The sequence below is a fragment of the Streptomyces sp. NPDC020299 genome, from assembly GCF_044387825.1.
Lineage (GTDB): Bacteria > Actinomycetota > Actinomycetes > Streptomycetales > Streptomycetaceae > Streptomyces.
This window is the reverse complement of sequence record NZ_JBIRWL010000011.1, coordinates 190,664-204,207: the sequence shown is the minus strand read 5'-3', so window position 1 is coordinate 204,207 and position 13,544 is coordinate 190,664. Positions and strand designations below refer to the sequence as shown.

Sequence of the window (13,544 nt, the reverse complement as noted above, 5' to 3'; positions counted from 1 at the left end):
GACGGACGGGTTACGGAACCCTCACGTCCGCGCCGCGTCGCCCAGCGCGTCCAGGACCGGGCGGATCAGCGGGTGGTCCTCGGCTCCCCGCCGTACGGCGGCGAAGACGCGGCGGGTGGGGGCCACGCCGTCGACGGGGCGGACGACCACCCCCGTCAGGTCCATGCCGCGCAGGGCCGAGCGCGGGACGAGGGCCACCCCGACATCGGCCGCGGCCAGGGCGACGACCGCGCGGAAGTCGTCGGAGGAGTGTTCCAGACGGGGCTGGAATCCGGCGTTCTCGCAGGCCAGGACCACCACGTCATGGCACGGGTTGCCCGGGTAGGGGCCGATCCACGGGTCCTTGGCCAGCTCCGCGAGGGGCACCTCGGCGGTCTCGGCCAGCCGGTGGGTGACCGGGACGACGGCGTCGAAGGGCTCGGCGTACAGCGGGACATGGGTCAGCCGGGGGTCGTCGGCGGGCGGTGCCCCGCGGTACTCGACGGCGACCGCCACGTCCACCTGCCGGTCGAGGACCATGGGCAGGCTGGCGTCGCCCTCCGCGTCCTGGACGCGGATGCGGATGCCGGGCGCCGAGGAGGCGAGGCGGGCCACGGCCGGCGCCACGACCTCGGCGATGCCGGTCGCGAAGGCGGCCACCGTGACGGTGCCGGCCTCGCCCGACCCGTACGCGGCGAGTTCCGCCTCGGCCCGCTCCAGCTGGGCGAGGACCGCGTTGGTGTGGCCGAGCAGGATCTCGCCGGCCGGGGTCAGCCGTACGCCCTTCGCGCCGCGCTCGACCAGCCGGTGGCCGGTCTCCTGCTCCAGGGCGGCGAGCTGCTGGGAGACGGCGGAGGGCGTGAGGTAGAGCGCGGCGGCAGCCGCCGTGACCGTACGGTGGTCGGCCACCGCACGGAGGATGTGGAGCCGCCGCGCCTCGATCATGCGGTCAAGTATCGCAAGGTGTCCGCGCTGGTCAGGCCGCGAGCTCCGCACGGGCCGCGACGAACGCGTCGACCGCGCGGTCGACGTCCTCGGTGGAGTGGGCTGCGGAGAGCTGGACGCGGATGCGGGCCTGGCCCTGCGGTACGACCGGGTAGGAGAAGCCGATGACGTACACGCCCCGTTCGAGGAGCAGCTCGGCCATGCGGCCCGCCTCGGCCGCGTCGCCGATCATGACGGGCGCGATGGCGTGGTCGCCGGGGAGGACGTCGAAGCCCTCCTCGGTCATCCGGCGGCGGAACAGCGCGGTGTTCTCGTTCAGCCGGACCCGCAGGTCGTCGGCCGACTCCAGCAGGTCGAGCACCTTCAGCGAGGCCGCCGCGATCACGGGCGCGAGGGTGTTGGAGAAGAGGTACGGGCGGGAGCGCTGTCGCAGCAGGGCGACGATCTCGGCGCGGGCGGCGACGTAACCGCCGGAGGCGCCGCCGAGCGCCTTGCCGAGGGTGCCGGTGATGATGTCGACGCGGTCCATGACGCCGTGCAGTTCGGGCGTGCCGCGGCCGGTGGGGCCGACGAAGCCGACCGCGTGGGAGTCGTCGACCATGACCATCGCGTCGTAGCGGTCGGCGAGGTCGCAGATCTCCGCCAGCGGCGCCACATAGCCGTCCATGGAGAACACGCCGTCGGTGACGATCAGGCGGCGCCGGGCGTCGGCGGCCTCCTTGAGCTTCGCCTCCAGGTCGGCGAGGTCGCGGTTGGCGTAGCGGAGGCGGCGGGCCTTGGACAGGCGGATGCCGTCGATGATGGAGGCGTGGTTGAGGGCGTCGGAGATCACCGCGTCCTGCTCGCCGAGGAGGGTCTCGAAGACACCGCCGTTGGCGTCGAAGCAGGAGGAGTACAGGATCGTGTCCTCCTGGCCGAGGAAGGCGGACAGCCGCGCCTCCAGCTCCTTGTGCACCTCCTGGGTGCCGCAGATGAAGCGCACGGACGCCATGCCGTAGCCCCAGCGGTCCAGGGCCGCGTGCGCGGCGGCGACGACCTCGGGGTGGTCGGCGAGGCCGAGGTAGTTGTTGGCGCAGAAGTTGAGGACCTCGCCGGGCCGGCCGCCCGCGGTGACGGCGACGGTCGCGGACTGCGGGCTGCCGATCACGCGCTCCGGCTTGTGCAGGCCGGCGGCGCGGATCTCGTCGAGGGTGGCGCGCAGGTCGTCGCGCACGGAGTCGAACATGGGAAAGCTCCTGAGGGTGCTCGCGCGGAAGGGGGTTACGCGGTTACCGAAGGGGGTTACGCAGTCCAGTCGAGGATGACTTTCCCGCCTCGGCCGCTCGCCGCGTCGGCGAAGGCCGCCTCGTGGTCCCGGTAGTCGTACCGGCCGGTGATCACGGGCGCGAGGTCGAGGCCGCCTTCCAGCAGCACCGACATCGCGTACCAGGTCTCGAACATCTCCCGGCCGTAGATGCCCTTGATGGTGATCATCTTGGTGACGATCCGGGCCCAGTCGACCGGGAACTCCTCGGCCGGCAGGCCGAGCATGGCGATCCGGCCGCCGTGCGTCATGTTGGCGATCATGTCCCGCAGGGCCTCGGGCCGGCCGGACATCTCCAGGCCGATGTCGAAGCCCTCGCGCAGGCCCAGTTGCCGCTGGCCGTCGGCGATGTCGGTGCCGGAGACGTTCAGGGCGAGGGTCGCGCCGGTCTTGCGGGCGAGGTCGAGCCGTTCCTCGCTGACGTCGGTGACCACCACGTTCCGGGCGCCCGCGTGCCGGGCCACGGCGGCGGCCATCAGGCCGATCGGGCCGGCGCCGGTGATCAGGACGTCCTCGCCGACCAGCGGGAAGGACAGCGCGGTGTGCACGGCGTTGCCGAACGGGTCGAAGATCGCGGCGACATCGAGGTCGACGGGGACGCGGTGCACCCACACGTTGGCGGCGGGCAGGACGACGTACTCGGCGAACGCGCCGTCGCGGCCGACGCCGAGGCCGACGGTGGCCCGGCACAGATGGCGGCGCCCGGCCAGGCAGTTGCGGCACTTGCCGCACACCAGGTGGCCCTCGCCGCTGACCCGGTCGCCGATCCGTACGTCGGTGACGTCCCGGCCGGTCTCCACGACCTGGCCGACGAACTCGTGCCCGACCACCAGCGGGGTCCGGATCGCCTGCCGCGCCCAGCCGTCCCAGGACCGGATGTGCAGGTCGGTGCCGCAGATACCGGTCCGCTGGACCTTGATCAGTACGTCCCCGGGTCCGACTGCGGGCTCGGGCACGTCCGCGAGCCACAGCCCGGGCTCCGCCTTCTCCTTGACCAGCGCCTTCAACGCTACGGCTCCTGTGGGTGTGTTCCCGGTCCGCGGGCATGCCGAAGGCACCCGGGTCCGGGGAGAGGAGTGGATTCGCCTAGCAATCTGCCTCACGGGGCGGCTGTGGTCCATCGAGGTTTTCTTAAGCGGTGCCACAGTTCCGCTTCACAAGGTCCACTTCGGGGGCTTCGCGTTCAGCGGCTTCGCGGCGACGGCCGTCACAGCGGGAACCCGTCGTCCGCGCGCCGCTCGATGCGTACGGCCAGTTCCGCGGCCCGGGCCTTGATGGTCTCCAGGCCCGCCTTCCCCCAGGGCCGGGGTGCGACATCGGCGACGCAGACGGTGCCGAGCACCATCCCCGTGCTGTCGATGAGCGGGGCGCCCAGGTAGGAGTGGATGCCGTACTCGTCGACGACCGGGTTGCACGCGAACCGCGGGTAGTCGCGGACGTCCTCCAGGACCAGCGCCTTGTGGCGTACCACCACATGGGGGCAGAACCCGTGGTCGCGCGGCAGCCGGCGGCCGACCTCGGGCCGGGTGCCGTCGGCCTTCGCGAACGGCCCGGTGACCGGCGTGCGCAGGCCCGCGAAGAACTGCTGTTCGGCGCCGATGAAGTTGACCATGGCGTACGGCGCGCCGGCGAGTTCGGCGAGGTGGTCCGCGAAGGCGTCGAGGGCGGGCTCGGGGCGCTCCCCCAGGCCGAGCAGGTTCAGCCGCCGGGTGCGGGCGGGGGCCTCCTTGTCCTCGGGCGTGAGCAGCAGACCCCGGGCCGGGCGCGGCGGGTCGTAGCTCATGACCGGGCTCCGTGGCTCGGCACGTGCGCCGGGGAGTGGGCGATGAGGTGGCGTACGAGGGTGAGCAGCGTCTGGACTCCGGAGGAGGAGATACGGGCGTCGCAGCGGACGACCGGGATCCGGGGGTCGAGGTCGATGGCGGCGCGCACCTCCGCGGGGTCGTAGCGGTAGGACCCGTCGAACTCGTTGACGGCGACGACGAAGCCGAGGCCGCGTTCCTCGAAGAAGTCGACCGCCGCGAAGCATTCCTCCAGCCGGCGGGTGTCGGCCAGGATGACGGCCCCCAGCGCGCCTTCGGACAGCTCGTCCCACATGAACCAGAACCGCTCCTGCCCTGGCGTGCCGAACAGGTACAGCACGTGCTGCGGGTCGAGGGTGATGCGGCCGAAGTCCATCGCCACCGTGGTCTCGACCTTGTTCTCGATGCCGTCGAGGCTGTCGGTGGCGGCGCTGACCGTGGTGAGCAGTTCCTCCGTGCTGAGCGGGGCGATCTCGCTCACCGCGCCCACGAAGGTCGTCTTGCCCACTCCGAACCCACCGGCCACCAGGATCTTCAGCGCGGTGGGGAACGGGTCAGAGCTGTCGTCGTAGTCCATCGAGCACTGCCTCCAGAAGGGACCGGTCAGTGGGGTTGTGGTGGAAGGCGGGGGGCTTGGTGGTGAGCGCCCCGCAGTCGACGAGGTCGGAGAGCAGCACCTTGGTGACCGCCACCGGGAGCCCCAGATGGGCGGCTGCCTCGGCGACCGGGACGGGCGCCCGGCACAGTTCGAGCGCCTGGGTGTGCTCGGGGCCGAGGTAGCCGAGGGGGGTGACTCCGGTGGCCATCACCTGCGACATCAGGTCGAGCGCGATGGTGGGCCGGGTGCGGCCGTTGCTGACCGTGAAGGGGCGCACCAGCCGTCCGGCCGCGTCGTCGAGCCAGGGCCCGTCGCCGGCCGCGGCCACCCTCAAGGCCTCGTCGCCGTGGGATCGACGGCATGCTGGCGGGGCGCGGTCACCAGGTAGGGGCGGACGCTCTTGACCAGCATGGCCATCTCGTAGCCGAGCACGGCCGCGTCGGCCTCGCGGCCGGCCAGTACGGCCAGGCAGGTGCCGGAGCCGGCGGTGGTGACGAACAGCAGGGCCGAGTCGAGTTCGACGACGACCTGCCGGACGTCTCCGCCGTCGCCGAACCGGACGCCCGCGCTGCGGCCGAGCGAGTACAGGCCGGAGGCGAGGGCGGCCATGTGGTCGGCGCTGTCGGGGTCGAGGCCGTGGACGGACTTCACGAGCCCGTCGCAGGACAGGAGCACCGCGCTGGTGGTGTGCGGTACACGCTGGACGAGGCCGCTCATCAGCCAGTCGAGGTCGGAAACCTGGGCGGTCGGCGCATCGCTCGCCATGGTGGATCGACTCCTTGGGGTACGAAGGTCTGCGGGAGCGCTGGGGGTGGGGGCGGGGGTGGTCATCCGGCCGGTGCGCTCCCGTCGGGCCGGAAGGTGAGATCGAGGAGGGCCGAGCCCGTGTGGCCCGTCGCGGTCGGCTCTCCCGAGAGGGCGTCGGCCCGCTCCAGGTGCTGCTGGGACTCGGCCAGGCCGATCCCCCGCTGGAAGGCGGCCATCAGGCCGGGGTCGTGGCCCACGGGGGTGTCGCTGTCCTGGCGTGGTGCCGGGCCGCCCCGCAGCTGGGGCACGATGTGCTCCTGGGCGCGGCGCCGGGGCAGTTGGGGTGGCTTGCCCATGGTGCCGCGCACCGTGCTGCCGCCGCGCGGAGTCAGGGGTGCGGCCGTGTTCTCCGCGACCGTGCGCCGCTCGCCGGGCCGGATGCCGGGGGTGGCCTCCGCGGGGGTGGCCCGCGGCTCGTGGGTGCCGCGTACCGGCAGGGGCGGCGGCGGGCCCGCGTCCGCCGGGGCTCCCGCCCGGCCGGGCCCGCGCTGCGCGTGCCGGCCCGGCCCGTCGCCGGTGGCCGGCCCGCTCCCGTTCACGGTGTCGTCGCCGCGGGCGTGCGGGATCTGCGGGGTTTGCGGGGCCCGGGGCGGCTGGTGCCGGGCCTGCGGAACCGGCGCGGTCGGCGGAGCCGGGAGCACCGGGATCTGTCCCGTGTCCGCGTGGCCGGCGTCCGGCGCGTCGTCCGGCTCCGTGCCCAGGAGGCCCTGCGGGACGACGAGGACGGCCTGCACACCGCCGTAGATGTTCGACTGCAGCCGGACGGTGATGCCGTGCCGCCGGGCGAGCTGCGAGACCACGAAGAGGCCGATGCGCCCGTCCGCCAGCAGGCTGGCGACGTTGACCTGGTCGGGGTCGGCGAGCAGGGCGTTCATCCTGGCCTGTTCGTCGACCGGCATGCCGAGCCCGCGGTCCTCGACCTCGACGGCGAGCCCGGAGGTGACGAGGCTGGCGCGGAGCAGCACCTGGGTGTGCGGGGCGGAGAACAGCGTGGCGTTCTCGACGAGTTCGGCCAGCAGGTGGATGACGTCGGCGACGGCGTGCCCGCGCAGCCGGCCGTCGATGGGCGGGACCAGCCGGACCCGGGAGTACTGCTCGACCTCGGCGATGGCGGAGCGCAGCACCTCGGTCATGGAGACCGGGTTGCTCCACTGCCGCCGGGAGACGGCACCGCCGAGCACGGCGAGGTTCTCGGCGTGCCGCCGGATGCGGGTGGCGAGGTGGTCGACGTGGAAGAGGCCCTTGAGCAGATCGGGGTCCTCGATCTCGTTCTCCAGCTCGTCGAGGATGGAGATCTCCCGGTGCACCAGGGACTGCAGCCGCCGGGCGAGGTTGACGAAGACCTCGAGTTTCTGTTCGCTGCCCGCCTGGCTGGAGAGCTGGGCCGCCTGGACGACGGCGGCGACCGCGCCGTCGTGGGCGCGGGCGAGGTCGGCGGCGAGCAGCTCGAGGTCGTCGGCGTCCTGCGGGGGCCCGCCGCGCGGCCCCCGCGGGGCCGGGTTCTCGCCCTTGCGCAGGGCCTCGACCAGGGCGCGCAGGTCGGCCTCGCCACGGGCGGCGCTGCGGCGCAGGGCGCCGACCCGGTCGCTCACCGCGCGGGCGGTCCGGTCGGCGGCGACGGCGGCGATGAGGATGCCGGCGACGGTCACCGAGACCGATCCGGCGAGCACGGCCCACAGGGTGAGACCAGGGCGGACTCCGCCGGAGCGGACGGTGACCAGGACGGCCGCGCTGGCGCTGAGCGCGACCGCGACGGGCGGCAGCACCGCGAGACGCAGGAGCTGTGGCCGTATATGGGTCTCGGGCAGTTCGGGAACGGGGCGGGCGACCGGTCGCCCGTGCCGGCCGCCCTCACGGCGGTCGGCGCGCGCGGCCGGTGCGCGGAGGTGAGACATGGGTGTCCTCGTACTGGTCCGGCGGGCACGAATCGGCCCTGCGTCGTCCGACGGACACTCACCGTAGTCGCCTCGGCATCATGTGCGGTGGGCAGTTGACAAAGTCCCCCAGGGCACGTCCCGCTCTGGTATGAGGCGTCGTACGACAGACCGATAACCCGGCCAAGTACACCGAACAGATCCGTAAATTACCGGTCTCACCTGGTCGAATGCGGTCGCGCACACACCGCGAGGGCCGGGGAGTGCATGACTCCCCGGCCCTCGTCGAGCGATCGCGCTCAGCCCGCCGGAACGGTCTCCGGGTCCCCTTCGTCCTCGGCCGCGCCGCGGAGGGCGTCACCGGCCGTGTCGGCCTGCGTCTGGGCCTGGGTCCGGGCCTGCGTCTGGGCCTTGGCCGCCGAGCCGGCCGCGGCCTGCACGGTCGCCTCGGTGACGGCCTCCGGCCAGCCGCCCGCCGGGGCGAGGGCCACGCCGCGCCACCACGGGTCGGACGGGACGGTCTCGGCGGTGGGTTCGAAGGGTTCGCCGGGGCGGGGCAGGGCGACGCGGGCGCCGGCCGCGCGGGCGGCGGCGACGGTGCCCTCGCCGGGCTCCGCCCAGGGGTGGGGCGCCAGGTTGAAGGTGGCCCAGTGGATCGGCAGCATCACACCGGAGGCGGCCTGACCGCCCTGGAGGTCGAGGTGGGCGCGGATGCCCTCCTCGGGCGTCATGTGGATGTCGGGCCAGAACTCGCTGTAGGCGCCGATCTGGATCATCGTGGCGTCGAACGGGCCGTGGTCGGCGCCGATGTCCTTGAAGCCGTCGAAGTAGCCGGTGTCGCCGCTGTGGTAGATCCGGTGCTCGTCGCCGGCGACGGTCCAGGAGGCCCAGAGGGTGTGCTGGGTGTTGCGCAGCCCGCGTCCGCAGAAGTGGCGGGCCGGGGTGGCGGTCAGGGTGAGACCGGCGACCTTGGTCGCCTCGTGCCAGTCCAGCTCGCGCAGCCGGCTCTCGGACACACCCCACTGTTCGAGGTGGGCTCCGACGCCGAGCGGCACGGCGAAGAGCGTGTCCGTCCCGGCCAGCGCCTTGATGGTGGGCATGTCCAGGTGGTCGTAGTGGTCGTGGCTGATGACCACCACGTCGACCGGGCCGAGCGCGGCCAGCGGCAGCGGCACCGGGTGCAGCCGCTTGGGTCCGGCGAACGGGAAGGGGGAGCAGCGCTCGCCCCAGACGGGGTCGAACAGCACCCGCTGCCCGTCGATCTCCGCGAGCACGCTCGAGTGGCCCATCCAGGTCAGCCGCAGCCCGGTGGCGGGCGGGCGGGCGAGGTCGGCGAGCGTGGTGGGGTGCACCGGGACGGTGCCGTTCGGGGAGCGCCGGGGGCGGGTGTCCCTGTCGAGGAAGACCTTCGCCAGGTCCAGGGTGGAACCGGAGGGCCGGGTGCGGGCGGTGCCTCCGGGGTTCTGGAAGACACCGTCCTTGAAGTGGGGGGATCTGCGGATGCGGGCCAGGCGCTCACCGCCGGGCTCCACGCCGAAGGCCTCGGGCCGCAGCGCGCGCAGCCCGGAGCTCAGGGAACCCAATCCGGTCACGGTACCTCCAGGTGGAGTCGGCGAGGCCATCCATTATGGTCGCCCCGCTCCGAGAACCGGGGATGGGGTCCGTTTGTTCCTTGCCCCGCCGGCCGGAGCCCCGCTACTGTCGGACACACCTCACTGTACTGACCGGCCGTTCAGTAGACGGTCCGGCGGCCGCCGTTTCCTGGAGCCCCGCATGACGACCCCCCTGATGTCGCTGGTCTGGACGGACCACGTCACCGGACGCCAGGGGTTCCTGGTCGTCGACCGGCTGGTGCGGGGCGTGGCCAGCGGGGGCCTGCGGATGCGGCCCGGCTGCACCCTCGGGGAGGTGACCGGGCTCGCGCGCGGCATGACCATGAAAGAGGCCCTGCACTACGACCCCGGGAGCCGGTACGTGCCCCTGGGCGGGGCCAAGGGCGGCATCGACTGCGATCCGCGGGACCCCGGGGCGTACGGGCTGCTGGTGCGCTACCTGCGCGCGATGCGGCCGTACGTCGAGAGCTGCTGGACCACCGGCGAGGACCTCGGCCTCTCCCAGGACCTGGTCGACCGGGCGGTGGCCGAGGCGGGGCTGGTGTCGTGCGTGCAGGCCGTGTACCCGTTGCTCGACGACGAGGCGGCGGCCCGGCAGCGGCTCGCGGAGGCCTTCGCCGTCGAGGTGGACGGCATCGGCCTGGACGAACTCGTCGGCGGCTGCGGGGTGGCCGAGTCGGTGCTCGCGGCCCTGGACCGGGCCGGGGTACCCCGTGCGGGCACGCGGGTGGCGGTGCAGGGGCTGGGGACCATGGGCGGGGCGACGGCGCGGTTCCTCGCGCGCGCGGGTCTGCGGATCGTGGCCGTCGCCGACATCAAGGGCACGATCGCCAACCCCGCGGGTCTGGACGTCGAGGCGCTGCTCGCCGCGCGGGACGCGTTCGGCACCGTGGACCGCGCGGTACTGCGCCCCGGTGACCGCGAACTGCCCGGCGGGGCCTGGCTGTCCGCCGAGGCGGAGGTGCTGGTGCCGGCGGCGGTGTCGTACGCGATCGACACCGCCGGCCAGGAGCGGATCACCGCCCGCTGGATCGTCGAGGCGGCCAACATGCCGGTGCTGCCGGAGGCGGAGGACCTGCTGTCCGCGCGCGGCGTGACCGTGCTGCCCGACGTGGTGGTCAACTCCGGTACGAACGCCTGGTGGTGGTGGACCCTCTTCGGGGACGTCGGCCCGGACGCCGGGGAGGCGTTCGTGTACGTCCGGCGCTCGATGCGGGCCCTGGTCGACCTGATGCTCGCGCGCGCGGAGGCCGACGGCACGACTCCCCGGGCCGCCGCGCACGCCCTGGTGGCCGACCGGCTGCCGGTGATCGCGGAGCGCTTCGGCTGGTACCGCTGACCGGACGGCCGGACTGCGTCGCCGCGGGGTGCGTGTGACCGATTAGGGTGACGGCGTGGCGAGAGTGCGGTTGAGCGTGACGGAGCGGCGGGAGGAACTGCTGCGGGCCGCCGTCGGGCAGATCGAGTTGCGGGGCGTGGCGGCGGTGCGGATCGCCGACGTGGCCTCGGTGCTCGGGGTGAGCAACGCGCTGGTCCTGTACCACTTCTCGACGAAGGAGAAGCTGGTCGCCGCCGCCTTCACACACGCGGCGGAGGGCGACCTCGCGCATCTGCGGGGGCTGCTGGGCCGTCGTACGTCCGCGCTGCGCCGGCTGCGGGCTGCCGTGCGCTGGTACGCGCCCACCGGCCAGGCCAAGGGCTGGCGGCTGTGGATCGAGGGCTGGGCGGTGGCGCTGCGCGAGCCGGCCCTGCGGGAGGTCACCCGCGATCTGGACCGGCAGTGGAAGGCGGCGATCACCGAGGTCATCGCCGAGGGCGTCGAGGCGGGCGAATTCGACTGCCCGGACCCCACCGCCACGGCCCTGCGCCTGACGGCCCTCCTCGACGGCCTCGCCGTCCAGCTGACGTCCTACCCCGGCGCGGTGCCCCGCTCCCGCGCCCAGGAGTGGGTGGACGAGTCCCTGGCCCGCGAACTGGGCCTGGACCGGGACGATCTGACGGAACGCTGACGCTCCGCGCGGACGGCAGAGGCCGCGCCGCCGGATGCCACGGCCTACGCGGAGCGCTCGGCCGCGCGTGCAGAGCCGGCACTCCTCGGCACGGGCTGCGCCCCGACGCAGGCGTACCCGACCGCGGCAGGGCAAGGCTCCCGCAGGGGACCGTGCGAGCCCGTGCCGCGACCGCCCGGGGCCGGTACGGCACCGCGGCCCGGCGCCGTACCGCCTCCGGACAGCCACCGCCGGCCCCCCGGAGGGGCCCGGTCAGGCCACCGAGGCGATCCGGGTCCTGATGTCGTCCGGGGACAGGGCGCCCTTGGCGGTCACGTGGTCGCCGGAGGACTCGCCGCGCAGCCGGCGGCCGATCCACGGGACCAGGTACTCGCGGGCCCAGTGGACGTCGTCGCGGCGGATGTCGAGCGGGCCCCGGGACGGGAGCGGCGGCCAGGGCTGCTCCGGGTCGGCGGGGACCTCCAGGCCGAGCAGCTGGCCGGCCCGCAGGGCCACGCGCGTGTGCCCCTCGGACGAGAGGTGGAGCCGGTCGTGGTCCCAGGCTCGCCGGTCCTGGACCGTCCTCAGGGACCACAGGTCGAGGACGGGACAGCCGTACCGGTCGGCGATGGCCCGCACATGACCGTTGTACGTGGCGATCTTGCCGCGCAGATGCTTGAGCACGGGCACGCCACGCGTGTCGAAGCCGGTCGTCACCATGACCGTGCCCGCGACGGAGGTGAGCTGTGCCACCGCCAGCTCGAAGCGCTCGGCCACCTCGTCGGGGTCGGTGCCGGGGCGGATGATGTCGTTGCCGCCCGCGCAGAAGGACACCAGGTCCGGGGCGAGTTCGACGGCGCGCGGGAGCTGGTCCGCCACGATCTGGTCCAGCAGCTTGCCGCGCACCGCGAGGTTCGCGTACCTGAAGTCGCCCTCGGGCCGCCGGTCCGCGAGGAGGACCGCGAACCGGTCGGCCCAGCCGACGAACGCCCCGTCGGGGCCGGGGTCGCCCACGCCCTCGGTGAAGCTGTCCCCCACCGCCACGTACGACCCGATCACTGCTCTGTTGTCACTCTTCGAATCGTCTGCCACATCGGCCCATGATTCACCTTCCGATGTGACCTACGCGACCGTAATACGGGGTTGACGGACGGTGAGATAAGCCACGGCACCGAAGGGCGCCGGGCGGGAATACGCCCGCGCACACCGAAGACCGGACCCGGGGATCAGGGGTCCGGCCTTCGGTGGTCCAGGGACCGTCAGGCGACGGCGACGCCGTGCGAGCGGAGGTAGCCGACCGGGTCCACGTCCGAGCCGTAGTCCGGCGTGGTGCGGATCTCGAAGTGCAGGTGCGGGCCGGTCACGTTGCCGGTCGCGCCGGAGAGGCCTATCTGCCGGCCCGCGGCCACGGTCTGCCCGGCCGAGACGGAGATCGAGGAGAGGTGGCCGTACTGCGCGTAGTAGCCGTCGGCGAGCCTGATCACGACCTGGTTGCCGTAGGCGCCGCCCCAGCCGGCGGAGACGACCGTGCCCGCGCCCACGGCCTTGACGGAGGTGCCGGTCGGGACGACGAAGTCGACGCCCGTGTGGTAGCCGCTGGACCACATGCCGCCCGGCACGTGGTAGCCGGTGCCGATGGTGCCGCCCGACACCGGGAGGGTGAAGCCGGTGGCGGCGTTCGGCGCCGCGGCGGGCGCCGGCCGGGTCCGCGTGGCCGACCGCGAGGCCGAGGGCGTGGTCGTGTGCGCGGAGGACGAAGTCTTCCTGGAAGCGGAGGACTTGGTGCTCGTGCCGGTACCGGCGGCCTGCTTCCCGAGGGTCAGCTTCAGACCGGGGTGGATCAGCGAGGGATCGCTGCCGACGGCCTCGCGGTTGTCCGCGTAGAGCCGGTGCCAGCCGCCGCGGACGTCGTGCTCGTCGGCTATCTTCGCGAGCCAGTCGCCCGACCGGACCGTGTAGGTGTGCGCGCCCGCATGCGCTGCGGAGGCCTTCCGCTCGGCCACCGGCACGGCCTGGACGGCCTTTTCGGAAACGGAGTCCTTCGCGGTGGCCGCGGTGGCCGCATGGGCGCCGCCGGCCCCCATGAGGGGCAGCGCCAGCGCGGCGCCGCCGGTTCCGGCGACGGCGATGGAGCGGGTGAAACGCCGGTTCTTGGGACGGCGGTGCTTACCCTTCGCGGGCATGGCGAATTCCTCTCCGGCGCCTGCGAGGTGAGCTGTCGGGTTCGGGCTGGAGCTGCCCGGCCGCGCGCGGAGCACGGCTTCACCCCTAGCCGTCCCGGAGACCGGGACAGGCAGTCGTACCTGGTGGGTCCCCCGCTCCTGCCGTGCACGGGTGAGTGTGTCCGGGCTCCGGGCGGCGGCAGGATTCGGCGTTCCGTCCGGATTGGTGGCGAACGTAAGCGAGCGGGACACGAAGGGACAAGCAGATGGTTCCCTCTGTCCGTGTTTCGCTTGATCCGTTACGGGAATTCCCGGTCACCCTCCGTGAATTCCCTTCTCCTTCACCCCTTCAAATCCCAGGAAACTTATGCGGATTACGTGAACATGACGCACAACGGACGGTCACGAATATGACCCTCCTCACCACTCGACCCCCATTACCCCCTATTTCACGGTTAGTTATAACGAAGGAC

The 13,544-nt window shown here is 73.2% G+C and carries 13 protein-coding genes and 1 riboswitch; of the genes, 2 read left to right on the top strand and 11 right to left on the bottom strand.

The genetic code is table 11. From position 1 onward, the window contains the following. Positions 1–21: 21 nt before the first annotated feature. The 9 genes from ACH45E_RS27480 to ACH45E_RS27440 all read right to left on the bottom strand — a co-directional run bounded on the left by ACH45E_RS27480 (position 22) and on the right by ACH45E_RS27440 (position 8,900). Entirely contained in the window at positions 22–924 is a 903-nt protein-coding gene (locus tag ACH45E_RS27480; protein ID WP_361446702.1) for a LysR family transcriptional regulator, read from the bottom strand. A gap of 31 nt (positions 925–955) precedes the next feature. Next, positions 956–2,149 carry a glycine C-acetyltransferase gene (locus tag ACH45E_RS27475; RefSeq protein WP_361446700.1) on the bottom strand — a complete coding sequence of 398 codons (1,194 nt, stop codon included), beginning with the start codon at positions 2,147–2,149 and terminating at the stop codon, positions 956–958. A gap of 56 nt (positions 2,150–2,205) precedes the next feature. After that, complete coding sequence (gene tdh, locus ACH45E_RS27470) at positions 2,206–3,234, bottom strand: L-threonine 3-dehydrogenase (RefSeq protein WP_361446698.1); 1,029 nt, start codon at positions 3,232–3,234, stop codon at positions 2,206–2,208. 200 nt (positions 3,235–3,434) lie between these two features. Further along, a complete protein-coding gene (locus tag ACH45E_RS27465; RefSeq protein ID WP_361446696.1) occupies positions 3,435–4,010 on the bottom strand; it encodes a GAF domain-containing protein in 576 nt (191 codons plus the stop codon). Continuing rightward, on the bottom strand, positions 4,007–4,606 hold the full coding sequence (locus ACH45E_RS27460; RefSeq protein WP_361446694.1) for an ATP/GTP-binding protein: 600 nt from the start codon (positions 4,604–4,606) through the stop codon (positions 4,007–4,009). The genes ACH45E_RS27465 and ACH45E_RS27460 overlap by 4 nt, the downstream gene beginning before the upstream one ends. Beyond that, positions 4,584–4,955, bottom strand: a complete 372-nt coding sequence (locus ACH45E_RS27455; RefSeq protein WP_361446692.1) for a DUF742 domain-containing protein — start codon at positions 4,953–4,955, stop codon at positions 4,584–4,586. The genes ACH45E_RS27460 and ACH45E_RS27455 overlap by 23 nt, the downstream gene beginning before the upstream one ends. A gap of 2 nt (positions 4,956–4,957) precedes the next feature. After that, positions 4,958–5,392 carry a roadblock/LC7 domain-containing protein gene (locus ACH45E_RS27450; RefSeq protein ID WP_361446690.1) on the bottom strand — a complete coding sequence of 145 codons (435 nt, stop codon included), beginning with the start codon at positions 5,390–5,392 and terminating at the stop codon, positions 4,958–4,960. Between the two features lie 62 nt (positions 5,393–5,454). Further along, on the bottom strand, positions 5,455–7,329 hold the full coding sequence (locus ACH45E_RS27445; protein WP_361446688.1) for an ATP-binding protein: 1,875 nt from the start codon (positions 7,327–7,329) through the stop codon (positions 5,455–5,457). A gap of 278 nt (positions 7,330–7,607) precedes the next feature. After that, positions 7,608–8,900: an MBL fold metallo-hydrolase gene (locus ACH45E_RS27440; protein ID WP_399041634.1), complete on the bottom strand. Its 1,293-nt coding sequence runs from the start codon at positions 8,898–8,900 to the stop codon at positions 7,608–7,610. 181 nt (positions 8,901–9,081) lie between these two features. On the opposite strand from ACH45E_RS27440, the gene ACH45E_RS27435 reads away from it, so the two are divergent. After that, the gene (locus ACH45E_RS27435; protein WP_361446684.1) at positions 9,082–10,260 is read left to right on the top strand and encodes a Glu/Leu/Phe/Val dehydrogenase dimerization domain-containing protein; all 1,179 of its coding nucleotides are present in this window, start codon (positions 9,082–9,084) and stop codon (positions 10,258–10,260) included. Between the two features lie 55 nt (positions 10,261–10,315). Beyond that, the gene (locus ACH45E_RS27430) at positions 10,316–10,930 is read left to right on the top strand and encodes a TetR/AcrR family transcriptional regulator (protein WP_361446683.1); all 615 of its coding nucleotides are present in this window, start codon (positions 10,316–10,318) and stop codon (positions 10,928–10,930) included. Positions 10,931–11,182: 252 nt separating this feature from the next. Here ACH45E_RS27430 and ACH45E_RS27425 read toward each other — a convergent pair whose 3' ends face one another. Next, on the bottom strand, positions 11,183–11,968 hold the full coding sequence (locus tag ACH45E_RS27425) for an SGNH/GDSL hydrolase family protein (protein WP_361446942.1): 786 nt from the start codon (positions 11,966–11,968) through the stop codon (positions 11,183–11,185). Positions 11,969–12,168: 200 nt separating this feature from the next. Further along, a complete protein-coding gene (locus tag ACH45E_RS27420) occupies positions 12,169–13,092 on the bottom strand; it encodes a LysM peptidoglycan-binding domain-containing M23 family metallopeptidase (protein WP_361446682.1) in 924 nt (307 codons plus the stop codon). 4 nt (positions 13,093–13,096) lie between these two features. Next, positions 13,097–13,256: riboswitch (cyclic di-AMP (ydaO/yuaA leader) on the bottom strand. Positions 13,257–13,544: the final 288 nt, after the last annotated feature.